The organism is Stenotrophomonas sp. Steno-Z10-HUANG (assembly GCF_056393075.1).
Genome location: NZ_JBWJPA010000002.1, coordinates 282563 through 307242, shown reverse-complemented (window position 1 = coordinate 307242; position 24680 = coordinate 282563). Strand labels below are relative to the sequence as shown.

The following is a 24680-nucleotide window of genomic DNA, read 5'->3' as shown; positions in this document are numbered from 1 at the left end:
AGATTCCTCGGGGCAGTGGGCTCGGGTTGTCGCCATCATCCTGCCAGGCGCCCAGCCGTGGTGAGGACACGGCCCCGACATGGACCCGACACGGCCCCGACGGCGCGGCCGCACGGGGCCCGGAACCGCCGACAGGGCGGCCCCGGGCCCGGACCCGGGAGTAACGCGGTGGCTGTTCGCCACGCCTGGGCACCGCTTCGGGTGACGGGAATGGCGGGGTACGAGAAACCGGGCGCCCCGCGTGCGTGCCGGGCGCGGACGGCTACTTGCCGCGCTCGAGCACCAGCAGCGGGTCGATGCGGGTGTCGAACCAGTTCATTCCCCAATGCAGGTGCGGCCCCGTCGCGCGCCCGGTGGTGCCGACCGCGGCGATCACCTGGCCCTGCGCGATGCGCTCGCCGACCTTCACGTCGATGCGCGACAGGTGCAGGAAGTTGGAGCTGATGCCGAACCCGTGGTCCAGCACCAGGGTGCCGCCGGTCAGGTACAGGTCCGGGTCGGCGAAGGTGACGATGCCCGCGGCCGGTGCCTTCACCGGAGTGCCGGTCGGCGCGGCGATATCCATCCCCGAGTGCCCGGCGCCGGGCTGGCCGTTGTAGATGCGGGCGTTGCCGAAGCGGCCGCTGATGCGCCCCTGCAGCGGCCACTGGAAGGTCTGGGTGAAATCGGTGCGGTCGTCGTCGCGCTGGCGCGCCTCGGTGACCCGGGCCTGTTCGCGGGCAATGCGCTCGGCGATGGCCGGCGGCGGGTTCACCGTCTTCGGCGGCACGCCGTTGACCCGTTCCAGCGGCCAGTCGCGCGGCGTCACCGCGATCGCCGCGGTCTCGCTGCCGCCGTCCGGGCGGCGCACCTGCACCTGCAGCGGACCCTTCTCGTCGCGGCCGATGCCGAACACCACGCTGCCGTAGCCACTGACCCGCAGGTCGCGGCCGGCGTAGCGTACCGTGCTGCCGGCCGGCACCTTGCCGATCACCAGCGCGCCCTGCGAGGCGCTGGCCGGGAACACCACGCGGTTGTCGACCAGGTCGGCGATGCCGTCCTGGGCCAGCGCGGACGGGGCAGGGGACAGCGGCGCGGCGAGCAGCAGCGCGCCCCACAGGAGCGAGCGACGCATCAGCGGGCGTAGGTCATGCGCTGGCCGGCGGGCTGGCCCACCAGCCTGCGACCATCCCACACCCGTTGGCCATTGACCCAGGTGGAGGCGATGCGCGAACGGAAAGTGGTGCCTTCGAATGGCGACCAGCCGCACTTGGACAGCACGTCCTCGCGCCTGACCGTGAACGGTACGTCCTCCACCAGCACCAGGTCGGCGAAATAGCCCTCGCGCAGGAAGCCGCGTTCTTCCACGTCGAACAACTGCGCCGGCGCATGGGCGAATTTCTGCACCACCTGCTCGCGGGTCAGCTTGCCTTCGTGCACCCGCTCCAGCGCGGCGACCAGCGCGTACTGCACCAGCGGCAGGCCCGACGGCGCCTGCGCGTAGGGCTTCTGCTTCTCTTCCCAGGTGTGCGGGGCGTGGTCGGTGGCCAGCACGTCGAGTACATCGTCGGCCAGCGCGGCGATGATCGCCTCGCGGTCGGCCACGTCCTTGATCGCCGGGTTGCACTTGATCAGGTTGCCCTTGGTCGCATAGTCCGGGCGGGCGAAGTGCAGGAAGTGCACGCAGGTTTCGGCGGTGATCTGCTTGCGGCTGCCGTCGGCGCGGATCAGCGGGCCTTTCTCGAACAACGCCAGCTCATCGGCGGTGGAGATGTGCAGCACGTGCAGGCGGGTGCCGTGCCTGCGTGCCAGCGACATCGCCAGCCGGGTCGACTTGATGCAGGCTTCGCGCGAGCGGATGTCCGGGTGCATCTCCGCGGTCAGCGCATCGCCGTACTTATCCTGGAACGCCTTCAGGTTGGCGTCGATCATCGGCGTGTCTTCGCAGTGCGTGATGATCGGGGTCGGGCACTCGCGGAAGATCGCGTCCAGCGTGTCCGGGTCGTCGACCAGCATGTTGCCGGTGGACGCACCCATGAACACCTTCACCCCGGGGGCCTTCTTCGGGTCGAGCGCGCGGATCGCTTCGAGGTTGTCGTTGCTGGCGCCGTGGTAGAAGCCGTAGTTGGCCCAGGCGCGGCCGCGCGCGAGCTCGTACTTGGCTTCCAGGATGGTCGAATCCAGCGTCGGCGGGTTGGTGTTGGGCATGTCCATGAAGCTGGTCAGGCCACCGGCCACCGCCGCCGCCGATTCACTGGCGATGTCGCCCTTGTGGGTCAGGCCCGGTTCGCGGAAATGCACCTGGTCATCGATCATGCCCGGCAGCAGCCAGCGGCCGCCGGCATCGACCACTTCCTCGCCGGCGCGTGGCGCCAGCCCGCTGCCGATCCGGGCGATGCGGCCGTCCTCGATGCGCAGGTCGCCGTCGAAGGTGCGGCCTTCGTTGACCATGCGGGCATTGGTGATGAGCGTGGAGGACATGTCAGTGTTTTCCTGTGCAGCGGCAAGAGGGGGGATGGGCCTTGTCCGGGACCGGGTCGAAGCCGCCCGGGTGCAGCGGATGGCAGCGGCCCAGCCGGCGCAGCGTAAGCCAGCAGCCCCGCAGCGGGCCGTGCAGGCGGATCGCGTCCATCGAATATTCGGAGCAGCTGGGGACAAAGCGGCAGCGCGGCCCCAGCAGGGGGCTGATGAAGCGCTTGTAGAAGCGCAGCAGGGCAATGAGGAGTCGGCCGATCACCCCGCGATGATAAGCCAGCTGGCATTGCCCAAGGATTTGTCGCACGATGCCGGACAGGTGGCAGGCAGGCTCCAGCACCTGGCGCCCACCGGGTACGCCGCTCGTGCCCGGTCACGTTCCGAACCGTGCGGGAGGGTCCGGCGATGCCGCCGGTGGCGCTCCCGGGCGGCTCGGGCATCCGTTCATGTCGGGGCGGTCGGCGCGGTTGCCGCTGCTGGTCGGGTAGGCTATAAAGGCCCGCTTTCCCGGGCCCCGGGGGAAACAAGGAAGAGCGTTTCGTGGCTGCTAAAAAACCTGCAAAAAAGGCCGTCAAGGTCGCCAAGAAAACCGCCAAACCTGCAGTCAAGAAGGCGGCGTCCAAGCCGGTAGTCAAGAAACCGGCCGCCAAGACCGCCAAGCCGGCTGCGAAGAAGGCGCCTGCCAAGAAGGTGGTGGCCAAGAAGGCCCCGGCCAAGCAGGCAGCGCCCGCCAAGAAGGTCGCGGTCAAAAAGGCCGTGGTCAAGAAAGCCCCCGCCAAGAAGGTGGCCGCCAGCAAGAAGGTGGCCGCCAGCAAGGCCCCGGCGAAGAAGGTGGCTGCCAGCAAGGCTCCGGCCAGGAAGGCGGCAGCCCCGTTGGCCAAGGCCCCCCAGCCCGCCAAGCCGGTGCCCGGCAAGACCCCCGCCAAGACCGCGGCCAAGGCCTCCAAGTCCCCGCTCAGCAAACCCATCGTGAAGTCCGTACCGAAGCCGGCTGCCAAGCCGGTGCCGGCCAAGCCTGTCCCGGCCGCAGTCGCCAAGACGGTACCCGCCCCGGCCCCCGCGCCGGTGGCCAAGGCACCGGCTCCGGCAGCCAAGGCCCCGCAATCCAAGAATCCCGTGCCTGTTTCGAAATCCCCCGCAAAGACCGCCGTCAAATCCGCCGCACCCGCCGCCGTCCGTCCGGTCGGCAAGGTCGCCGTTGCCGTCACCGCACGCTCGGCCGCCCCGGCCCCGCGCAGCAAGCACAAAGTGGTCGAGTACAAGACCGACGAGGCGACCGGCCGCCCGATCCTGCCGGCAGGCTACAAGCCCTCGGCGGACGAGGAATACATGAGCCCGCTGCAGCAGGAGTACTTCCGCCAGCGCCTGCAGGACTGGCGCGCCGACCTGGTGGAGGAATCCAAGCAGACCATCGAGAACCTGCGCGAGGAAGTACGCGACATCGGCGACGAGGCCGAACGGGCCACCCGCGAGACCGAGAATTCGCTGGAACTGCGTACCCGCGACCGCTACCGCAAGCTGATCGGCAAGATCGACAGCACGCTCAAGCGGCTGGAGTCGGGCGACTACGGTTACTGCGTGGACACCGGCGAGGAAATCGGCCTGGAGCGCTTGGAAGCACGTCTCACCGCCGAGCGCACCATCGATGCCCAGGAGCGCTGGGAGCACATGCAGAAGCAGCAGGGCGACTGATTCCCGGTCCCCCCGCCGTCAACCAAAAGCCCCGCCGCGTGCGGGGCTTTTTGTTTGCCCTGTCCGCGCGCGCCGCAGGTGGGCGGTTGCCGGCGCGTACACCGCAGCGGCGCGCGGCAGTCGCGCGTGCTCACGTCGCCGCCCCGGGCTATTGCAGGTCGCGCAGGTTCAACCGCCGCAGCGTCGGGTTCTTCCAGGCGGTGAGGCCCGCAACGCCCAACACCGCGCAGCCACCCACCACCACCGCCGGCACCAGTCCCAGCAGCCGCGCCATGGTGCCGGCGTAGAACGCGCCCAGTTCATTGGACGAACTGATGAAGATGCCGTTGATCGACGATACCCGCCCGCGCATCTCATCCGGCGTGGCCAGCTGCAGGATGGTCGAGCGTACCACCACCGACACGCCGTCGAACGCACCGTAGAACAGCAGGATCGCCGCCGACAGCCAGAAGCTGCGCGACAGGCCGAAGCCGATCACGCACAGGCCGAAGCCGGCCACCGCGTACAGCAGCACGCGGCCGGCGTTGCGGTGCAGCGGATGCCGGGCCAGCCACAGGCCCACGCAGACCGAGCCCAGCGCCGGCGCCGCGCGCAGGATGCCGAGCCCTTCCGGCCCGTAGTGCAGGATTTCCTGGATGAAGGCCGGCAGCATCGCCACCACGCCGCCCAGCAGCACCGAGAACATGTCCAGCGCCATCGCGCCGAGCATCACCGGGGTGGACAGCACGAAGCGTGCGCCTTCGGCGATGCTGGCGAAGATCGGCGCGCGGGTGGCCGGCGGCGGCGCTTCCTGCGCCCGCAGCAGGGACAATGCGGCCACGGCCAGCACTGCCATTGCCGCGGCCACGGCGTAGGCCAGCCCTTTGCCGCCCCAGCCGACCAGCACGCCGCCCAGCGCCGGGCCGAGCACCATGCCGGCCTGGAACACCACGCTGCCGAAGCCGGCGCCACGCGCGTACTGATCGCGCGCCAGGACGCGCGCGAACAGCGCGTTGTAGACCGGCGACAGGAAGGCGCGGACCATGCCGGTCAGGGCGATGGCCAGGTAGATCGGCCACGTGCCCTGGAATGGCACTGCGCCCAGCGCGACCGCGCAGAGGATGGCCGCGGTGGCCACCAGCCCGAGACTGGCCACCATGCCCAGGCGGCGCCGTGGCAGATGGTCCACCAGGTAGCCGGCGAACGGCGCCACGCAGAAATAGGGCAGCACTTCGGCCAGCCCGACCAGGCCCAGCGAGAACGGGTTGCGGGTGATCTCGTAGATATGCCAGCCCACCGTGACCGCGACGATCTGGTAGGACAGCATCGCGGTGATGCGATAGGCCAGCAGGTGCACGAAGCCGGCCTGGCGCAGCAGCGCGCCCAGGCCGGCATCGGAACTGCCGGTGGTCACTGCGCTTGCGACCGCGCGGTGTCGCGGATGAAGGAGAGCATCGCCGCCAGCCCGTTGCTGCGGGTCGGCGACAGGTGCCGGGCCAGGCCGATGGCGGCCACGTAGTCCGGCTCGGTGGCCAGGATCTCGGCCGCCGGGCGGCCGGAGTAGACGCGCAGCGCCAGATAGATCAACCCGGAAACGATGGCCGAGTCGCTGACCGCGTGGAACACCAGCCGGTCGGCGTTGCCTTCGGGCACGATCCACACCATCGACTGGCAGCCGTGCAGCCGGTGTTCCTCGGTCTTCCACGCCTCCGGGAAGGGGGGCAGCTTGCGGCCGAGGTCGATCAGGTACTGGTAGCGCTCGGACCAGTCAGCGAAGAAGGAGAATTCGTCGGCGATCGCGGCCTGGGCTTCGGCGGCGGTGGCTTCGAGCGGGAAGGGGGAGTCGGTCATCAGGGTTCCTGCCATGGGCCCTTTCCACGGCGGGAGGAAGGGGAGGACGAGGGGGAAGAAGGACGCGGGCCAGGGCAGGGGGCGGTGCGCGCCTGTCCCGGCCACGGCTCACGGCAATGGCTCAGCCACGTTTCCAGCGCACGCCCTGCGGCGTGTCCTCCAGGACGATGTTCTCGGCGGCCAGCTGGTCGCGGATGGCATCGGCGCGGGCGAAATCGCGCGCCTGCTTGGCGGCGATGCGTGCGTCGATCAGGGCCTGGATGCGGGCATCGTCGCCGGCGTCCGCGCCACGCCCGAACCATGCCGCTGGCGCCTGCTGCAGCAGCCCCAGCGCCAGCCCGGCGCCGAGCAGTTCGCCCTTCAGGCGCGCCTTCTCGACCACGCCTTCCGCCTTGCGTGCCTCGCTGGCGATGCGCGCCACCTCGGCCAGTGCCAGCGGCGTGTTGAGATCGTCGTCCAGCGCCGCCTCGACTGCGGCCGGAATCACGGCGGTGGCGTCGACATCGGCCAGGTCGCGCAGGGTGCCGTACAGCCGGTCCAGGGTGCGCACGGACTGCTCGATCAGCGCGTCGGACCAGTCCAGCGGCTGCCGGTAGTGAGCCGACAGCAGCGCATAGCGCAGCGCCTCGGGCGGATGCTGGCGCACCAGGTCGTGCACCCGCTCGATGTTGCCCAGCGACTTGCTCATCTTGGCGCCGCCGAAGTTGAGCATGCCGTTGTGCAGCCAGAAGCGGGCGAAGGTGCGGCCGCCGTGGGCGCATTCGCTCTGCGCGATCTCGTTTTCGTGGTGCGGGAACTGCAGGTCCACGCCGCCGGCGTGGATGTCGATGGTGTCGCCCAGGTGGGCGGCGGCCATCGCCGAACATTCGATGTGCCAGCCCGGGCGGCCGCGGCCCCATGGCGATTCCCAGCCGGGCAGGTCGTCGCTGGACGGCTTCCACAGCACGAAGTCGCCGGCGTCGCGCTTGTACGGGGCCACTTCGACGCGGGCGCCGGCCAGCATTTCGTCCGGGTCGCGCCGCGACAGTCTGCCGTAGCCGTCGAAGGTGGCGACCGCGAACAGCACGTGGCCCTCGGCGGCATAGGCGTGCCCGGCTTCGATCAGCCGCTCGATCATGGCGATGATCTGCGGGATGTGGGCGGTGGCTTCCGGCTCGATGTCCGGCGGCGCCACGCCCAGGGCGGCCATGTCCTCGCGGTAGGCGGCGGCGAAGCGGTCGGTGATGGCCGCGATCTGCACGCCCTGGTCGCGCGCCGCGGCGTTGATCTTGTCGTCGACGTCGGTGATGTTGCGGGCGTAGCGCAGGCCGCCGAAACGGCGCCGCAGCAGGGCCGCGAGCACCCCGAACACCACCGGGCCGCGGGCGTTGCCGATGTGCACGTAGTTGTAGACGGTCGGGCCGCACACGTACATGGTCGGGGCGGCCGGGTCCAGCGGGGCGAACCGCTCCAGCTGCCGGGTCAGGGTGTTGTACAGGTGCAGGGCCATGGGCGTGCCGTGGGAGCGAAAACAGAGCCGGCAATTCTAGCGGGCCGGGGCCGGGCGGGCACGCCCGGGCTGGGCAGCGGCGCGATGGACGGGTAATGTTCAGCCTCCATCCCCTGCCGCGCCTACACTATATCGGTGGTCATCCCTCATCCATCCCCGTTGACGTGTCGATGAAGCGCGCTCCCGTGTCGCTGTCCATGGCCTGCCTGCTGGCCGCGTCCGCCATGCCGGCCGCGGCCCAGAACACCGACCTGCGCAATCGCGTGGTGATAGTCGAAAACGTGCGCTACGACTATGCGCAGGTATTGAACGTCGAGCCGGTGTTCCAGACCCTGCGTGCGACCCGCACCGAGGAACACTGCGAGCCGGTGTCCACGCTGACGCTGGCGCCGGTGGAGGTCAAGGGCGAGGAGCAGAAGGGCGGGTTCCGTCGTTTCTGGGATTCGGTCAAGGGCATTTTCAGCCACCAGGACGGCGAGGACGAGGCCGAGAGGGAGGTGCGTGCCGTGGGCGCCGGCAACAATGGCGCGCTGCTCACCCCCGAGTGCCGGATCATCGAGGTCGGCCGCGAGTTCCGCCGGCCCATCGCCTATGACGTGGATTACGTCTACAAGGGCGTCAAGTTCCGCTCGCGCCTGCCCGAGGATCCGGGCAACCGCCTGAAGCTGCGGGTGTCGATCACCCCCGAGCTGGGCGAGGGCCTGGAGCAGGGGCCGGCGAATCCCTGATTGTTGCATCGCGGCACTTGCGTGGTGCCGGAACGCGTGCGACCATGCGCGACGATGAAGGCGAACAGCTTCCAGCACGAAACCAGCACCGCCCGGATGGCCTCCGGCATGACCTCGCGTGCCCGCCGACCGGAACCCCACATATTCGCTGGGTAAACCGGAGCCTTGTGCTGTCTGTTCGGAAAACCCAGCCCCCGGCTGGGTTTTTTCGTTTCTGCTCCACGAAAGTTTCAACTGCAATGAGCCGCGCGTCCGCGCATCCTGCCGCCGGCAACGGTGGTCCCCCGCACCAGCAAAGGATGGATCGATGTCTGTGAAGCACTTCTTGAACACCCAGGACTGGAGCCGCGCCGAACTCGACGCGCTGCTGACCCAGGCGGCCCTGTTCAAGCGCAACAAGCTGGGCGACGACCTGAAGGGCAGGTCCATCGCGCTGGTGTTCTTCAATCCGTCCATGCGTACCCGCACCAGCTTCGAGCTGGGCGCGTTCCAGCTCGGCGGCCATGCCATCGTGCTGCAGCCGGGCAAGGACGCGTGGCCGATCGAGTTCGACCTGGGCACGGTGATGGATGGCGACACCGAAGAGCACATCGCCGAAGTGGCGAAGGTGCTGGGGCGCTACGTCGACCTCATCGGCGTGCGCGCCTTCCCGAAGTTCGTGGACTGGCAGTACGACCGCCAGGACATCGTGCTCAAGGCGTTCGCGAAGTACTCGCCGGTGCCGGTCATCAACATGGAGACCATCACCCATCCCTGCCAGGAACTGGCGCATGCGCTGGCGCTGCAGGAGCACTTCGGCACCAGTGACCTGCGCGGCAAGAAGTACGTGCTGACCTGGACCTACCATCCCAAGCCGCTGAACACCGCGGTAGCGAACTCGGCGTTGACCATTGCCACCCGCCTGGGCATGGACGTGACCCTGCTGTGCCCCAACGAGCAATACATCCTCGACGAGCGTTACATGGGCTGGGCCGCGCAGAACGTGGCCGAGAGCGGCGGCTCGCTGCGCGTCAGCCATGACATCGAAAGCGCCTACCGCGGTGCCGACGTGGTCTATGCCAAGAGCTGGGGCGCACTGCCGTACTTCGGCAACTGGGCGCCGGAAAAGCCCATCCGCGACCAGTACAAGCACTTCATCGTCGACGAGGCCAAGATGGCGCTCACCAACAACGGCGTGTTCAGCCATTGCCTGCCGCTGCGCCGCAACGTCAAGGCCACCGACGCGGTGATGGATTCGCCGCAGTGCATCGCCATCGACGAGGCCGAGAACCGCCTGCATGTGCAGAAGGCGATCATGGCCGCGCTGGTCCGCTGATCCGTCCCGCCGCTTTCCCTTCCCCCGATTCAACAACGGCGGCCCACGCGCCGCCCCACGAGATCCGCACATGACTACTCCCAACGAATCCCGCGACATCGTCCTGGCCTTCTCCGGCGGCCTGGACACCAGCTTCTGCGTGCCCTACCTGAAGGAGCGCGGCTGGAACGTGCACACCGTGTTCGCCGACACCGGCGGCGTGGACGCCGAAGAGCGCGAGACGATCGAGAAGCGCGCCGCCGAACTGGGCGTGGCCAGCCACGTCACCGTCGATGGTGGCCCGGCGATCTGGGCAGGCTTCGTCAAGCCGTTCGTGTGGGCCGGCGAGGGCTACCAGGGCCAGTACCCGCTGCTGGTGTCCGACCGTTACCTGATCGTCGATGCCGCCCTCGCGCGCGCCGCCGAGCTGGGCACCAACGCCATCGCCCACGGCTGCACCGGCATGGGCAACGACCAGGTGCGCTTCGACCTGGCGGTCAAGGCGCAGGGCGATTACCGCATCCTCGCCCCGATCCGCGAGATCCAGAAGGAGCACACCCAAACCCGTGCCTACGAGCAGGCCTACCTGGAAGAGCGTGGCTTCGGCGTGCGTGCCAAGCAGAAGGCCTACACCATCAACGAGAATCTGCTGGGCGTGACCATGTCCGGCGGCGAGATCGACAAGTGGGAGGCGCCGGGCGAGGGCGCGCGCGGCTGGTGCGCGCCGCGCAGCGCGTGGCCGATCGAGCCGCTGACCGTGACCCTGAAGTTCGTCCATGGCGAAGCGGTGGAACTGGACGGCAAGGCGCTGCCGGGCGAGCAGATCCTGGCCAGGCTCAACAAGCTGTTCGCCCCGTACGGCGTCGGTCGCGGCGTGTACACCGGCGACACCGTGATCGGGCTGAAGGGTCGGATCGTGTTCGAGGCGCCGGGCCTGACCGCGCTGCTGGCCGCGCACCGCGCGCTGGAAGACGCGGTGCTGACCAAGCAGCAGAACCGCTTCAAGCCGGACGTGGCGCGCAAGTGGGTGGAGCTGGTCTACGAAGGCTTCTACCACGACCCGCTGAAGACCGACCTGGAGGCGTTCCTGCGGTCCTCGCAGGGCAAGGTCAACGGCGAAGTGGTGCTGGAGACCCGTGGCGCCCGCGTCGATGCGGTGGCGGTGCGCTCGCCGCACATCCTCAACGCCAAGGGCGCGACGTACGCGCAGTCGGCCGACTGGGGCGTGGAGGAGGCCGAGGGTTTCATCAAGCTGTTCGGCATGAGCTCCACGCTGTACGCACAGGTCAACCACGGCTGAGCGCGACGGCATGGGTGGGCTGCGCATCAGCACCGACAAGGGGGAACTCGACGTTCCCCTGATCCACCGCTTCCTCTCGACCGGGGCCTACTGGAGCCCCGGCGTTGCGAGGGAAACGGTGGAGCGTGCGATCGCCGGCTCGCTGTGCTTCGGCGGCTACCTTGATGGTGCCGGGCAGGTGGCGTTCGCGTGGGTCATCACCGACGCGGCCACGTTCGCCTACCTGGCCGACGTGTTCGTCCTGCCGGCGCATCGCGGGCGCGGGCATGCCGTGCAGCTGATGGACGCGGTCGTGGCCCATCCGCAGCTGCAGGGACTGCGCCGCTTCATGCTGGCCACGCTCGACGCGCATGGCCTGTACGCGCGCTACGGCTTCGTCGCGCCGGCCCGGCCCGAACGGCTGATGGAAATCGTCAGCGCCGCCACCTGACCGGTGGGCATACCACCGGCTCCCACCTCTACTTCCATTCCGATGACCGACCTGCTCGACAACACCCTGGCGCACCTGGAAAAGCTGGTGTCCTTCGACACCCGCAACCCGCCGCGCGCGATCACCACCGGCGGCATTTTCGATTACCTGCGCGCGAACCTGCCCGGGTTCCAGGTGGAGGTGACCGACCACGGCGCGGGCGCGGTCAGCCTGTACGCGGTGCGTGGCACGCCCAGATACCTGTTCAACGTGCACCTGGACACGGTGCCGGATTCGCCACACTGGAGTGCCGATCCGCACGTGATGCGGCGCCTGGACGACCGCGTGGTCGGCCTCGGCGTATGCGACATCAAGGGCGCCGCGGCCGCGCTGGTGGCGGCCGCCAACCTCAGCGACGGCGATGCGGCCTTCCTGTTCTCCTCGGACGAGGAAGCCAACGACCCGCGCTGCATCGCGGCCTTCCTGGCCCGTGGCATCCCGTATGAGGCGGTGCTGGTGGCCGAGCCGACCCTGGGCGAGGCGGTGCTGGCGCACCGTGGCATCAGTTCGGTGCTGATGAAGTTCAGCGGCCGCGCCGGCCATGCCTCCGGCCAGCAGGACGCCGCGGCCAGCGCGCTGCACCAGGCCATGCGCTGGGGCGGCCGCGCGCTGGACCATGTGCAGTCGCTGGCGCATGCCCGCTTCGGCGGGCTGACCGGGCTGCGCTTCAACATCGGCCGCGTCGAAGGCGGCATCAAGGCCAACATGATCGCGCCCGAGGCCGAGCTGCGCTTCGGCTTCCGCCCGCTGCCGTCGATGGATATCGACCAGCTGCTGGCCACCTTCGCCGCTTTCGCCGAGCCGGCGGCCGCGCACTTCGAGGAGACCTTCCGCGGTCCGAGCCTGCCGTCCGGCGACATCGCCCGCGCCGAGGAACGCCGCCTGGCCGCGCGCGACATCGCCGAGGAGCTGGGCCTGCCGATCGGCAACGCGGTCGATTTCTGGACCGAGGCCTCGCTGTTCTCGGCCGCCGGCTACACCACGATGGTCTACGGCCCCGGCGACATCGCCCAGGCCCACACCGCCGACGAGTTCGTGACGCTGGAGCAGCTGCAGCGCTACGCCGGTTCGGTCCTCGCCATTCTGCAGCGCGGCGCCTGATCGCCGCGTTCCACCCCCCAAGACAGACGAACTGCCCACCATGCAACCCCACCGCCAGACCCGCCAGACCATCGTGCGCCTGCTCTCGAGCATGGCCAGCGCGAAGGAGATCAGCCAGTACCTCAAGCGCTTCTCGCAGCTGGACGCCAAGCGCTTCGCCGTGGTCAAGGTCGGCGGCGCGGTGCTGCGCGACGACCTGGAGGCGCTGACGTCCTCGCTGTCGTTCCTGCAGGAAGTCGGGCTGACCCCGATCGTGCTGCACGGCGCCGGCCCGCAGCTCGATGCCGAGCTGGCGGCCGCCGGCATCGAGAAGCACACCGTCAACGGCCTGCGCGTGACCACCCCCGAAGCGCTGGCGATCGTGCGCAAGGTGTTCCAGCAGTCCAACCTGCAGCTGGTCGAGGCACTGCAGCAGAACGGCGCCCGCGCCACCTCCATCACCGGCGGCGTGTTCGAGGCCGAGTACCTGGACCGCGATACCTATGGGCTGGTCGGCGAGGTGAAGCGGGTCAACCTGGCGCCGATCGAGGCCAGCCTGCGCGCCGGCTCGATCCCGGTCATCACCTCGCTGGGCGAGACCCCGAGCGGGCAGATCCTCAACGTCAACGCCGACTTCGCCGCCAACGAACTGGTGCAGGAGCTGCAGCCGTACAAGATCATCTTCCTCACCGGCACCGGCGGCCTGCTCGATGCCGAGGGCAGGCTGATCGATTCGATCAACCTGTCCACCGAGTACGAGCACCTGATCCAGCAGCCGTGGCTGCACGGTGGCATGAAGGTCAAGATCGAGCAGATCAAGGACCTGCTGGACAGGCTGCCGGAGGAATCCTCGGTCTCGATCACGCGCCCGGCCGACCTGGCCAAGGAACTTTTCACCCACAAAGGCTCCGGCACCCTGGTCCGGCGCGGCGAGAAGGTGCTCAAGGCCACGTCCTGGGAGCAGCTGGACACCGCGCGGCTGAAGGCGCTGATCGAGTCCAGCTTCGGCCGCAGGCTGGTACCCGACTATTTCGAGAAGACCCGGCTGCTGCGCGCCTATGTCAGCGAGAACTACCGTACCGCGGTGATCCTCACCGACGAGGCCGAGGGCGTGTACCTGGACAAGTTCGCCGTGCTCGATGACGCGCAGGGCGAAGGCCTGGGTCGCGCGGTATGGAACGTGATGCTGGAGGAAACCCCGCAGCTGTTCTGGCGCTCGCGCAACGGCAACCCGGTCAACCACTTCTACTACGCCGAGTCCGACGGCTGCTACAAGCTCGACCACTGGAAGGTGTTCTGGTTCGGCGCCAGCGACTTCGACCGCATCCGCGGCTTCGTCGAGCACTGCGGCCGGCGCAAGGCCAGCCTGCAGGGATGACGCCATGACCGGGGCCACGGCCAACGCCTGCTGGAACAGCGTGCCGGAGCTGCGCGGCGCGCATGTCGCGCTGGAACCGCTGCGCATTGAACACGTGCCCGCGCTGCGGCAGGCGCTGGGCGGGGGTGAGCTGTCGCGCCTGTGGTACGCCAACGTGCCGGCGCCGGAGGCGGTGGAGCACTACGTCGCGGCGGCGCTGGACGCGCAGGCACGGGGCGAGGCGCTGCCGTTCGCGGTCCGCGACAGCCGCGGCGAAGTGGTCGGCTGCACCCGTTGTTACGCGCTGGACGCCGGGGTGCCGCGGCTGAACATCGGCTACACCTGGTACCACCCCCGGGTGCAGCGCACCGGCGTGAACACCGAAGCCAAGCTGCTGTTGCTGCGGCATGCCTTCGAGGCGCTGGGCTGCATCGGCGTCGGCTTCGAGACCAGCTGGTTCAACCATGCCTCGCGTACCGCCATTGCCCGGCTCGGCGCGAGGCAGGACGGCGTGCTGCGCAACCACCAGCGCCACGCCGACGGCACGCCGCGCGACACCGTGGTGTTCTCCATCCTCGACAGCGAATGGCCGGCGGTACGCCGCCATCTGCGGTCCCTACTGGATTCGCATTCATGACCGACAGCAAATTCTCGCTGGGCATCGTCGGTGCCCGCGGCCATACCGGCGCCGAGCTGATCCGGCTGATCGCCGCGCACCCGCGGATCGAACTGGCCTTCGTTTCCTCGCGCGAGCTGGACGGCCAGCGCGTGGCCGACCACAACGACGGCTACCGCGGCGAACTGCGCTACGAGAGCCTCGACCCGCAGGCGGTGGCCGCCAAGGGCGCCGATGCGGTGATCCTGGCCCTGCCCAATGGCAAGGCCGGGCCCTTCGTGGCCGCGCTGGATGCCGCCCGGCCGGAGACGGTGATCGTGGATCTCTCGGCCGACTACCGCTTCGACAATGCCTGGTATTACGGCCTGCCGGAGCTGACCCGCGATACGTACGCCGGGCAGAAGCGCATCAGCAACCCGGGCTGCTACGCCACCGCCATGCAGCTGGCGATCACGCCGCTGCTGTCGCAGCTGGCCGGGCCGCCGGCCTGTTTCGGTGTGTCGGGGTATTCCGGTGCCGGTACCACGCCCTCGGACAAGAACAACACCGAGCTGCTGCGCGACAACCTGATGCCGTACGCGCTGACCAACCACGTGCACGAGCGCGAGGTCTCCACCCGGCTCGGCGTGCCGGTGGAGTTCATGCCGCACGTCGCCCCGCACTTCCGCGGCATCACCATGACCGTCAACCTGTGGCTGCAGCAGCCGCTCACGCGCGAACAGGTGATGGCGCTTTACCGGCAGCGTTATGCCGGCGAGCCGCTGGTGGAGGTGGTGGACGACGCGCCATGGGTCAGCCGCATCGCCGGCCGCCATGGCGTGCAGATCGGCGGCTTCACCCTGGCCCCGGGCAACAAGCGCGTGGTGGTGGTGGCGACCCTGGACAACCTGCTCAAGGGCGCGGCGACGCAGGCGCTGCAGAACCTCAACCTGGCGTTGGGCCTGCCCGAGCTGGCCGCGATCCCGCATTGACCCATCCCACGCCCATTCCGAGAGATTTCCGATGACCAACCTGTTGTGGCAGAAACCCGGCGTCGCGGTGGACGCGAAGATCCAGGCCTTCCTTGCCGGCGACGACGTGATCCTGGACCGCGAGTTCTTCCTGCACGACATCCAGGCAAGCACCGCGCATGCCGAAGGCCTGCAGCACATCGGCATCCTGTCGGCCGACGAGCTGGCCGCGCTCAAGCGCGAACTGGCCACGCTGGCCGAGGATTTCCGCAGCGGTGCGTTCGTGCTGGATGAGCAGTACGAGGATTGCCACTCGGCGATCGAGGCGCGCCTGACTGAGCGCCTGGGCGATGCCGGGCGCAAGATCCACACCGGCCGCAGCCGCAACGACCAGATCCTGGTCGCCACCCGGCTGTGGCTCAAGGAAAAGCTGGCACGGGTGGCGGAGATCAGCCGCGAGGTGGCGAAAGTGGCGCTGGACCGCGCCGTCGCCGAACAGCAGCAGCCGCTGCCCGGTTACACCCACATCCAGCGCGCCGTGGTGTCCTCGGCCGGCATGTGGTGGGCGGGCTGGGCCGAGGCCTTCATCGACAACGCGGTGCGCGCCGCCGATACGCGCCGGTTGCTCGACTGCAATCCGCTGGGCACGGCGGCCGGTTACGGCGTCAACCTGCCGCTGGACCGCGAGCACACCACGCGTGCCCTTGGGTTCGCGCGCATGCAGGTCAGCCCGATCTACGCGCAGCTGTCGCGCGGCAAGTTCGAGCTGGCCGCGCTGGAGGCGCTGGGCGGGGCGACCCTGGACCTGCGCCGCATCGCCTGGGACCTGTCGCTGTTCACCACCGGCGAGTTCGCCTTCGTGGCGCTGCCGGCGCAGTACACCACCGGCAGTTCGATCATGCCCAACAAGCGCAACCCGGACGTGATCGAGCTGATGCGCGCCACCCACGCCAGCGTCGCCGCCGCGCGTACCGAGATCGAGCAGCTGCTGTCGCTGCCGTCGGGCTACCACCGCGACCTGCAGGCGTCCAAGGGCGCGATTTTCCATGGCTTCGGCCGCGGGCTGTCGGCGCTGGAGCTGCTGCCGGCACTGTTGTCCAACCTGGACTGGCGCGACGACAACATCCGCGCCGCCATCGATTCGGGCATGTATGCCACCGACGTGGCGGTCGAGGCGGCACTGGCCGGCGTACCGTTCCGTGACGCCTACAAGGCCGCGGCCGCGGCGGCGGACACGGCCGGGCAGGGGCGCACGCCCGAAGGCAGCCTTGCCGCGCGGGTGTCGCCGGGCGCGGCCGCCGACCTGCGGCTGGACGAACTGCAGGCGCGCTGGGCGGCATTGCAACCGTAGGTGCCGGGCTCGCCCGGCACGGGGCCTGGCCGGAGGTCCGCATGCGGGGCAAGCCCCGCATCTACAGGTGCCGCGCAGGTGCCGGGCTCGCCCGGCACGGGGTTTGGCCGGGAGGTCCGCATGCGGGGCAAGCCCCGCATCTACAGGTGCCGCGTAGGTGCCGGGCTTGCCCGGCACGGGGCATCGCCGGGAAGGCCGCATGCGGGGCAAGCCCCGCATCTACGTTGCCGCGCAGGTGCCGGGCTTGCCTGGCACGCGGTTTTGCCGGGAAGGCTGCATGCGGGGCAAGCCCCGCATCTACAGGTGCCGCGCAGGTGCCGGGCTCGCCCGGCACGGGGTTTGGCCGGGAGAGCCGCATGCGGGGCAAGCCCCGCATCTACAGGTGCCGCGCAGGTGCTGGGCTTGCCCGGCACGGGGCATCGCCGGGAAGGCTGCATGCGGGGCAAGCCCCGCATCTACGTTGCCGCGTAGGTGCCGGGCTCGCCCGGCACGGGGTTTGGCCGGAAAGGCCGCATGCGGGGCAGACCCGCATCCACATGCGATTGCCGGTTGGTTGGAAACGAAAGCATCCCCCACATCTGCCGCGCGGCAGTGCAACATCCGCGACGGGACTTCGTGTCATGGAGAACAACGTGAAGCTGTACCTGGTGATGGCCCTGCGCAAGCCGACGTTCGACGCGGGCGTGATCGAACCGCACAGGGCGTTCCTCGATGCGCTGCGCGCGCAGGGGCGGCTGCACCTGACCGGCGGCTTCGGCGACGGCAGTGGCGGCGCCTACGTGTTGTGCAACGTCGACGACCTGGCGCAGGCACGTGCCATCGTCGCCACCGATCCGCTGGTCCTGCAGGACTGCTCGGACCTGACCGTCCATGAATGGAACACGCGTTGAGCCCATGAACGACACCGCGCCTTCGCCGTTCGCCGAGCAGCCGCTGCCGCCGTGGCGGCGCGCGGTGCTCAAGGTCGGCAGCAGTCTGCTGGCCGCCGATGGCGGCGGCCTGACCCCGCGCTTCGCGCTGGGGCTGGCGCAGTTCGTCTCGGCCAACCTGGTGGCCGGCCGCGAGGTGGTCATCGTCTCCTCGGGCGCGGTCGCCGCCGGCCGCGCGATCGTGCCGAAGGTGGCCGAGGCCGGCGCGACCATGGCCGCGCGGCAGGCGCTTGCCGCGCTCGGCCAGGCGCAGCTGATCGCGCTGTGGCAACGCTTCTTCGAGCGCCCGGTGGCGCAGGTGCTGCTCACCCACGACGACCTGCGCAACCGCCGCCGCTACCTCAACGCGCGCGCCACCCTCAACGAGCTGCTGGCGCTGGGCGCGTTGCCGGTGGTCAACGAGAACGACACCGTTTCGGTGGACGAGCTGAAGCTGGGCGACAACGACAACCTGGCGGCCATCGTCGCCGCGCTGGTCGATGCCGACGCGCTGTTCATCGCCACCGATATCGACGGGCTGTACACCGCCGATCCGCGCCGCGACCCGCAGGCGCAGCCAATCGACGAGGTCGTCGAACTGAACGCCGCGGTGATGGCGATGGCCGGCGGCAGCGGCAGCGCGGTCGGCACCGGCGGCATGTTGACCAAGCTGCAGGCCGCGGCCAAGGCCGGCGCCGCCGGCATCGATACCCTCCTGTTCAACGGCCGCAGTGGCGAGGTGGTACGCGGCCTCGCGCAGGGCCGGCTGCGCGGCACCCGGCTGCACGCGGGGCGCTCGCGTATCGCCGCGCGCAAGTACTGGCTGCGGCATGCGCCGGTCGAGCCGGGGGCGATCCTGGTCGACGCGGGTGCGGCGCGTGCGCTGCGCGAGAACGGCGCCTCGCTGCTGCCCGGCGGCGTGGTCGATGCGCTGGGCGAGTTCCGCCGCGGCGACATGATCGAAGTACGGGTGGACGGCGAGGGCGGTGCGTCCTGCGTGGCGCGTGGCATCAGCCAGTACTCGGCACTGGACCTGCGCCGCATCGGCCGCCGCCACACCCGCGAGATCGAGGCCATCCTCGGCTACACCTATGGCGACAACGTGATCCACCGCGACGACCTGGTGCTGCTGCCATGACCGCGCCGGCCTACGCCCGCGGCAGCCGGCACCGGTCCGCATCCTCCCGGGAGCAGTACGCATGACCGACATCAAGACCCTCGCCGAGCAGTGCCGCGACGCCTCGCAGGTGCTGGCGCGCCTTTCCAGCGATGCACGGCGCGCACTGCTGGCGTCGATGGCCGATGCGCTCGATGCCGATGCCGGCGCCATCCTCGCCGCCAATGCGCGCGACCTGCAGGCCGCGCGCGACAAGGGCGTGGGCACGGCGATGCTCGACCGGCTCGCCCTGGACCGGCAGCGCCTGGCCGGCGTGGCCAACGCCCTGCGCGAGGTTGCCGCGCTGCCGGATCCGGTCGGCCAGGTGACCCGCGACGACACGCGGCCCAACGGCATCCGCGTGCAGAGGGTGCGCGTGCCGCTGGGGGTGATCGCGATGATCTACGAGGCGCGCCCGAACGTGACCGCCGACGCCGCGGCGCTGTGCATCAAGGCCGGCAACGGCGTGATCCTGCGCGGCGGCTCGGAGGCGATCCATTCCAATACCGCGATCGCCGCCGCGCTCAAGCGTGCGCTGCGCGGGGCCGGGGTACCCGATGCCGCGCTGACCCTGGTGGAGGACCTGCGCCGCGAGACCATGTTGGAACTGCTGCAGCTCAACGACATCGTCGACCTGGCGATCCCGCGCGGTGGCGAGGGCCTGATCCGCTTCGTCGCCGAACATGCGCGGGTACCGGTGATCAAGCACTACAAGGGCGTGTGCCACCTGTACGTGGACGACAGCGCCGACCTGCAACTGGCGCTGGGCCTGCTGGTCGACGGCAAGGTATCGCGTCCGGCGGCGTGCAATTCGCTGGAGACCCTGCTGGTGCATGCCGACATCGCGCCGCGCTTCCTGCCGCTGGCGGCCGACGCGCTGCGCGCACGCGGGGTCGAACTGCGCGGCGATGCCGCCACCCGCGCGCTGGTCGCCGGCGTGGCGCCGGCGGACGAGGCCGACTACGCGGCCGAGTACCTGGACCTGATCCTGGCGATACGGGTGGTCGATTCGCTGGATGCGGCGATCGCCCATGTCCGCCGGCATACTTCCGACCACACCGAAGTCATCGCCACCGGCGACCCGGCCCACGCCGACGCCTTCGTGCACGCCCTGCGCTCGGCGGTGGTGATGGTCAACGCTTCGTCGCGCTTCTCCGACGGCGGCGAACTGGGGCTGGGCGCGGAAATCGGCATCTCCACCACACGCCTGCACGCCTACGGCCCGATGGGCCTGGAGGCACTTACCGTGGAGCGTTTCGTGGTGCGTGGCGACGGCCAGGTCAGGGGATGAAAGCCAGGAACCCGTGAGGCGCAGCCAGGAACGAGGCAGGGTCCGTCCCTGCTTCTGCGTCCTCTCGTTCCCTGTTCCCCCAACCGGTTCCTAGCTCCAATGGTCCTCGAGCTGCTGTGGCTTGCACGCGAACCATGCCGCGACCAGCAGCACCAGTGAACACAGCATCAGGAAGGCGAACGACCCGGCCCAGCCGCCGCTGAGGCCATGCAGCCAGCCGAACAGCAGTGGCCCGAGGCAGGCCAGGCTGTAGCCCACGCCCTGCATGAAGCCCGACAACGCGGCCGAGCCGGCGGGGGTGCGCGTGCGCAGGTTGATCAGGGTCAGCCCCAGTGGGAACGTCGACGGGCCCAGCCCGGCGATCACCACCCACAGCCACGGCGCCTGCATTGGCGCCCACAGCAGGCCGGCGAAGGCGACGGCATTGAGGCCGACCACCAGCATCGCGATCGGGAACGGATTGCGCATGCGCACCGCCAGCGCCGGCACCAGCAGCGACGGCAGCAGGCCGATGGCCGAATACAGCGCGACCATGACCCCGCCAAAGGCCTCGCTCGCGCCGGCCTCGACCATCACCTTGGGCAGCCAGGTGAACAGCGAATAGGTACCCAGCGACGTCATGCCGAACATCAGCGCCATGCCCCAGCCCAGCGGGGTCTTCCACACCCGTCCCGGCGCGTGCGCCACGGCGGCGTCCGCGCTGTGCCGGGGCCGCGGCGTGCGCCGCGCCAGCAACACCCAGGGCAACAGCGCGGCCAGCGACAGCAGCGACCACATGCCCAGCGAGACGCGCCAGTCGAAACGGTCGGCCACCGGCACCGCGAGCAGTGCGGGGACCATCGTGCCGGCCTGCAGCACGGTGATGTAGAGCGTGCTCAAGGTGCCGACGCGGTCGGCGAAGTAACGCTTGACCAGCGGCGGCACCACCACGTTGCCGATGCCCATGCCGGCCAGTGCCACCGCCGAGCCGGCCAGCAACATGCCGACGCCGCCGGCGCTGGCGCGCAGCAGCAGGCCGGCGGTGGCCAGCAGCATGGTCAGTACCGCGGTGCGTTCCAGTCCGATCCGGCGGATCAGGCGCGGCGTGCCCAGGGCGAACGCGGCGAACGCGGCCGTGGGCATCATGCCGAGCACCCCGGTCATGGTGCTGCCGAAATCGAACAGGTGGCCCAGGCGGTCCAGCAGTGGCGTCAGCGAAGTGACCGCGCTGCGCAGGTTGGCCGCCACCAGGATGATGGCGGCGAAGGCGAGCAGGCGGCCCTTCAGCAGCGAAGGCCGTGGTGCCGTGGACGCGGGATTGGACATTGCGTGGCTCCGGCGCGGACAGGACGCGACCGCGCGGTCCGCGGAATGACGAAAGGAACCGCCGGGAGTGATTCCCGGCGTCGCCGCGCGATGGCGCGGCGGGTTCGCAAGGGCGAAAAGACGAAAGCCGGCACAAGGCCGGCTTCTGTCGAACTGGTCGGGGAGACAGGATTCGAACCTGCGACCTCTACGTCCCGAACGTAGCGCTCTACCAGACTGAGCTACACCCCGAAGGAGCCGCCTATGATAGCGGCGAGGCAGGGTGCGTGCAACTGTTTTCATTGCCGCCGCGGGGCTGTCGCCAGGCGTCCGGCACCGTGCCCGGCGGCGGTGCTTGGCCCACGAAAAAGCCCGGCCGACGTTGCCGTCGGCCGGGCTTGCGTGTTTCGACCTTTGGTCGGGGAGACAGGATTCGAACCTGCGACCTCTACGTCCCGAACGTAGCGCTCTACCAGACTGAGCTACACCCCGCGAAGGAGGCGGAAAGATACTCCCCGGCACGCATTCTTGCAATACCGCGGGCGTGTTTTGCTATCGCTTTTCTTCGATCCTGCGCTGTTCGCGGGCTTCGAACCACATGCCGTTGAGGATGGCGGCGGTGGAGGCCAGGCCGACGCCGAGAATCCAGGCGAAATACCACATGGGGGAACTCCTTGGTGTGTCGTTGTCAGTAGGCGTTGGGGTTGTCGCCCATTTCCTGCAGCGTGGTCTTGCCCTTGAGCACGCGGTACACCCAGATGGTGTAGGCGATGACGATGGGCAGCAGCAGCACCGTGGCCAGCAGCATGATCCACAGGGTCAGGTGGCTGGACGAGGCATCCCAGGCAACCAGGCTGGAGTCGGGCTGGCTGGAGGACGGCAACAGGAACGGGAAGGCCGCGAAGCCCACGGTGAGGATGATGCCGGCGATCGACGTCCCCGAGGCGATGAACGCAAGTCCACCGCGGCGCCTGCGCAGCAACACCGCCGCGGCGAGCGCGCCGAGCAGGCCGGCCGCCGGCGCCAGCAGCGTGGCCGGCATGCTGGAATAATTGTGCAGCCAGCCACCGGCGGCGGTGATCTCCACGCTCTTGAGCAGCGGGTTGCTGGCGCCGTCGGTGACCAGCGGCGAGGTGATCGCATAGCCGGGCAGGCCCAGCGCCACCCACGCGCCGCCGGCGGCGAACAGCGCGAAGCTGACCAACGCGGCGATGCTGCCCAGGCGCGCGGAGCGTTCGGCCACCGGACCGTCGGTCTTGAGCACCAGCATCGACGCGCCGTGGGCGACCAGCATGGCCACGCTGAGCAGGCCGGCCAGCAGGGCGAACGGGGTCAGCAGGCCGAAGAAGCTGCCGGTGTAGAACACGCGCTGGCTGTCGTCGAAGTGGAACGGCACGCCGAGCAGCACGTTGCCCACGGCCACGCCCATGATCAGCGCCGGCACGAAGCCGCCGATGAACAGCGCGCGATCCCAGTTGTCGCGCCATGCCTGGCTCTGCAGCTTGCCGCGGTACTTGAAGCCGACGGGGCGCAGGATCAGCGCGAACAGGATCACGAACATCGCCAGGTAGAAGCCGGAGAAGCTGACCGCGTACAGCGGCGGCCACGCGGCGAAGATCGCGCCGCCGCCCAGGATCAGCCACACCTGGTTGCCTTCCCATACCGGGCCGACCGTGTTGATCACCAGCCGGCGTTCCTCGTCGGTCCTGGCCACGAACGGCAGCAGCGTGCCCACGCCCAGGTCGAAACCGTCCATCACCGCGAAACCGACCAGCAGCACGCCCAGCAGCAGCCACCAGATCACGCGCAGCGTGGTGTAGTCCAGAAGAATGAAATCCATGAGTGTGCTCCTGCCTCAGGCCTGGCCGGCGGCATGGTGGGAAACGGACGGCTGCGGCGCGGGCAGGGCGTCGCCCGGGCCCTTGCGGATGGCCTTCAGCATCAGCTTGATCTCGATGATCATCAGTACCGTGTACAGGGCCACGAACCCGGCCAGGGTCAGCACGATCTGGTGCAGGGCCAGGCCCGAGGCGGCGTAGAAGGTGGGCAGCACGCCTTCCACCGCCCACGGCTGCCGCCCGTACTCGGCGATGAACCAGCCGCATTCGATCGCGATCCACGGCGCCGGCAACGTCCACAGTGCGATCTTCAGGAAGGTGCGCTTGTCCTGGAAGTTGTGGCGGCAGGAGTAGTAGAACGCCACCGCGAAGAAGGCGATCAGGTAGAAGCCCAGGCCGGCCATCACCCGGAACGTCCAGAACAGCGGCAGGACCCGCGGCACGGTATCCATGGCCGCCTGCGAGATTTCCTGCGGCGTGGCGTTGAGGATGTCGTCGCGGTAGCGCTTGAGCAGCAGGCCATGGCCCAGGTCCTGCCAGTGCCGGTCGAACATTTCCCGCGCCTCGCGGTCGTTCTTGTTGGCGCGGATGCGTTCCAGCGCGCCGTAGGCCAGCTGGCCGCCGCGGATGCGGTGTTCGGCGCGCTCGACCAGCTCCAGGATGCCGGGGATCGGCTGGTCCAGCGAGCGGGTGGCGATTAGCCCCATCAGGTAGGGAATCTTGATCGCGTAGTCGTTCTGGTGGGTCTGCTGGTTGGGAATGCCGAAGGCGGTGAAGTCGGCCGGGGCGCGCTCGGTCTCCCACATCGCCTCGATGGCGGCCAGCTTCATCTTCTGGTGCTCGTTGGCGGCATAGCCGCTCTCGTCGCCGAGCACCACCACCGACAGCGAGGACAGCAGGCCGAACGCGGCGGCCACCGCGAACGAGCGGCGGGCGACGTCATGGTGGCGGTTGCGCAGCAGGTAGAAGGCGCTGATCGACATGACGAACACCGCGCCGGTGACGTAGCCGGCCGACACCGTGTGCACGAACTTGGCCTGCGCCACCGGGTTGAACAGCACCGCCATGAAGTCCACGACTTCCATGCGCATGGTTTCGGGGTTGAACACCGCCCCGACCGGGTTCTGCATCCAGCCGTTGGCGATCAGGATCCACAGCGCCGACAGGTTGGTGCCCAGTGCCATCAGCCAGGTCACGGTCAGGTGCTGGACCCTGCTCAGGCGACCCCAGCCGAAGAAGAACAGGCCGATGAAGGTGGCTTCCAGGAAGAACGCCATCAACCCTTCGATGGCCAGCGGCGCACCGAAGATGTCGCCCACGTAATGGCTGTAGTAGGACCAGTTCATGCCGAACTGGAACTCCATCACGATGCCGGTACCCACGCCCATGGCGAAGTTGATGCCGAACAGCACGCCCCAGAACAACGTCATCCGGCGCCAGACGTCCTTGCCGGTCATGACATAGACGCTTTCCATGATCGCGATCAGGAACGAAAGCCCCAGCGTGAGCGGGACGAAGAGGAAGTGGTACATCGCGGTGAGCGCGAACTGCAGCCGCGACAGTTCTACGACGGTCGTATCGATCATGGCCTGG

At 69.2% G+C, this 24680-nt stretch carries 23 protein-coding genes and 2 tRNA genes; 13 read left to right on the top strand and 12 right to left on the bottom strand.

The window, feature by feature from the left end; all coding sequences use genetic code 11:
* Window positions 1-262 precede the first annotated feature (262 nt).
* Genes AC06E6_RS04410 through yidD form a run of 3 tightly spaced genes read right to left on the bottom strand, consistent with a single transcriptional unit; the run spans window position 263 to window position 2734 of the window.
* On the bottom strand, window positions 263-1114 hold the full coding sequence (locus AC06E6_RS04410) for a M23 family metallopeptidase (RefSeq protein WP_240212638.1): 852 nt from the start codon (window positions 1112-1114) through the stop codon (window positions 263-265).
* Window positions 1114-2460: a dihydroorotase gene (locus AC06E6_RS04405; protein ID WP_240212639.1), complete on the bottom strand. Its 1347-nt coding sequence runs from the start codon at window positions 2458-2460 to the stop codon at window positions 1114-1116. The genes AC06E6_RS04410 and AC06E6_RS04405 overlap by 1 nt, the downstream gene beginning before the upstream one ends.
* A gap of 1 nt (window position 2461) precedes the next feature.
* The gene (gene yidD, locus AC06E6_RS04400) at window positions 2462-2734 is read right to left on the bottom strand and encodes a membrane protein insertion efficiency factor YidD (RefSeq protein WP_202626443.1); all 273 of its coding nucleotides are present in this window, start codon (window positions 2732-2734) and stop codon (window positions 2462-2464) included.
* A gap of 260 nt (window positions 2735-2994) precedes the next feature.
* Between yidD and dksA the strand changes: the two genes are divergently transcribed.
* Window positions 2995-4146 carry an RNA polymerase-binding protein DksA gene (dksA, locus tag AC06E6_RS04395; RefSeq protein WP_240212640.1) on the top strand — a complete coding sequence of 384 codons (1152 nt, stop codon included), beginning with the start codon at window positions 2995-2997 and terminating at the stop codon, window positions 4144-4146.
* 148 nt (window positions 4147-4294) lie between these two features.
* Here dksA and AC06E6_RS04390 read toward each other — a convergent pair whose 3' ends face one another.
* The 3 genes from AC06E6_RS04390 to cysS form a co-directional block, all read right to left on the bottom strand.
* Complete coding sequence (locus AC06E6_RS04390; RefSeq protein ID WP_478060411.1) at window positions 4295-5539, bottom strand: MFS transporter; 1245 nt, start codon at window positions 5537-5539, stop codon at window positions 4295-4297.
* Window positions 5536-5976: a SufE family protein gene (locus AC06E6_RS04385; RefSeq protein WP_240212641.1), complete on the bottom strand. Its 441-nt coding sequence runs from the start codon at window positions 5974-5976 to the stop codon at window positions 5536-5538. The genes AC06E6_RS04390 and AC06E6_RS04385 overlap by 4 nt, the downstream gene beginning before the upstream one ends.
* A gap of 121 nt (window positions 5977-6097) precedes the next feature.
* On the bottom strand, window positions 6098-7465 hold the full coding sequence (gene cysS / locus AC06E6_RS04380) for a cysteine--tRNA ligase (RefSeq protein ID WP_240212642.1): 1368 nt from the start codon (window positions 7463-7465) through the stop codon (window positions 6098-6100).
* Window positions 7466-7635: 170 nt separating this feature from the next.
* On the opposite strand from cysS, the gene AC06E6_RS04375 reads away from it, so the two are divergent.
* The 12 genes from AC06E6_RS04375 (at window position 7636) to AC06E6_RS04320 (ending at window position 19965) form a co-directional block, all read left to right on the top strand.
* On the top strand, window positions 7636-8193 hold the full coding sequence (locus AC06E6_RS04375; RefSeq protein ID WP_240212643.1) for a hypothetical protein: 558 nt from the start codon (window positions 7636-7638) through the stop codon (window positions 8191-8193).
* A 307-nt stretch (window positions 8194-8500) separates the two neighbouring features.
* Window positions 8501-9508, top strand: a complete 1008-nt coding sequence (locus tag AC06E6_RS04370) for an N-acetylornithine carbamoyltransferase (protein ID WP_161614782.1) — start codon at window positions 8501-8503, stop codon at window positions 9506-9508.
* Window positions 9509-9578: 70 nt separating this feature from the next.
* A complete protein-coding gene (locus AC06E6_RS04365) occupies window positions 9579-10787 on the top strand; it encodes an argininosuccinate synthase (protein WP_161614783.1) in 1209 nt (402 codons plus the stop codon).
* Window positions 10788-10797: 10 nt separating this feature from the next.
* Window positions 10798-11217, top strand: coding sequence for a GNAT family N-acetyltransferase (locus tag AC06E6_RS04360; protein ID WP_240212644.1), 420 nt, complete (start codon window positions 10798-10800; stop codon window positions 11215-11217).
* Window positions 11218-11259: 42 nt separating this feature from the next.
* Window positions 11260-12357, top strand: a complete 1098-nt coding sequence (locus AC06E6_RS04355; RefSeq protein ID WP_240212645.1) for an acetylornithine deacetylase — start codon at window positions 11260-11262, stop codon at window positions 12355-12357.
* Window positions 12358-12397: 40 nt separating this feature from the next.
* Window positions 12398-13714 (top strand): acetylglutamate kinase, encoded by a 1317-nt coding sequence (locus AC06E6_RS04350; RefSeq protein ID WP_240212646.1) that lies wholly within the window; start codon window positions 12398-12400, stop codon window positions 13712-13714.
* Window positions 13715-13718: 4 nt separating this feature from the next.
* Window positions 13719-14330 carry a GNAT family N-acetyltransferase gene (locus AC06E6_RS04345; protein ID WP_478060410.1) on the top strand — a complete coding sequence of 204 codons (612 nt, stop codon included), beginning with the start codon at window positions 13719-13721 and terminating at the stop codon, window positions 14328-14330.
* The gene (gene argC, locus AC06E6_RS04340; RefSeq protein ID WP_161614786.1) at window positions 14327-15280 is read left to right on the top strand and encodes an N-acetyl-gamma-glutamyl-phosphate reductase; all 954 of its coding nucleotides are present in this window, start codon (window positions 14327-14329) and stop codon (window positions 15278-15280) included. Before AC06E6_RS04345 ends, argC begins: the two co-directional genes overlap by 4 nt.
* Window positions 15281-15311: 31 nt before the next feature.
* Window positions 15312-16610, top strand: coding sequence for an argininosuccinate lyase (gene argH / locus AC06E6_RS04335; RefSeq protein WP_240212648.1), 1299 nt, complete (start codon window positions 15312-15314; stop codon window positions 16608-16610).
* Between the two features lie 620 nt (window positions 16611-17230).
* A complete protein-coding gene (locus tag AC06E6_RS04330) occupies window positions 17231-17500 on the top strand; it encodes a YciI family protein (RefSeq protein WP_240212649.1) in 270 nt (89 codons plus the stop codon).
* A gap of 4 nt (window positions 17501-17504) precedes the next feature.
* Window positions 17505-18656: a glutamate 5-kinase gene (gene proB / locus AC06E6_RS04325; RefSeq protein WP_240212650.1), complete on the top strand. Its 1152-nt coding sequence runs from the start codon at window positions 17505-17507 to the stop codon at window positions 18654-18656.
* 61 nt (window positions 18657-18717) lie between these two features.
* The gene (locus AC06E6_RS04320; RefSeq protein WP_478060409.1) at window positions 18718-19965 is read left to right on the top strand and encodes a glutamate-5-semialdehyde dehydrogenase; all 1248 of its coding nucleotides are present in this window, start codon (window positions 18718-18720) and stop codon (window positions 19963-19965) included.
* Between the two features lie 90 nt (window positions 19966-20055).
* Here AC06E6_RS04320 and AC06E6_RS04315 read toward each other — a convergent pair whose 3' ends face one another.
* The 6 genes from AC06E6_RS04315 to AC06E6_RS04290 form a co-directional block, all read right to left on the bottom strand.
* Complete coding sequence (locus AC06E6_RS04315; RefSeq protein ID WP_478060408.1) at window positions 20056-21270, bottom strand: CynX/NimT family MFS transporter; 1215 nt, start codon at window positions 21268-21270, stop codon at window positions 20056-20058.
* 154 nt (window positions 21271-21424) lie between these two features.
* Window positions 21425-21501 (bottom strand) — tRNA-Pro (locus AC06E6_RS04310).
* Between the two features lie 163 nt (window positions 21502-21664).
* Window positions 21665-21741: transfer RNA gene (locus AC06E6_RS04305), tRNA-Pro, on the bottom strand.
* Window positions 21742-21801: 60 nt separating this feature from the next.
* Window positions 21802-21912 carry a cytochrome bd-I oxidase subunit CydX gene (gene cydX, locus AC06E6_RS04300; RefSeq protein WP_104938631.1) on the bottom strand — a complete coding sequence of 37 codons (111 nt, stop codon included), beginning with the start codon at window positions 21910-21912 and terminating at the stop codon, window positions 21802-21804.
* Window positions 21913-21937: 25 nt separating this feature from the next.
* Window positions 21938-23089 carry a cytochrome d ubiquinol oxidase subunit II gene (gene cydB, locus AC06E6_RS04295; RefSeq protein ID WP_478060406.1) on the bottom strand — a complete coding sequence of 384 codons (1152 nt, stop codon included), beginning with the start codon at window positions 23087-23089 and terminating at the stop codon, window positions 21938-21940.
* A 15-nt stretch (window positions 23090-23104) separates the two neighbouring features.
* On the bottom strand, window positions 23105-24673 hold the full coding sequence (locus tag AC06E6_RS04290; RefSeq protein WP_161614792.1) for a cytochrome ubiquinol oxidase subunit I: 1569 nt from the start codon (window positions 24671-24673) through the stop codon (window positions 23105-23107).
* Window positions 24674-24680 lie beyond the last annotated feature (7 nt).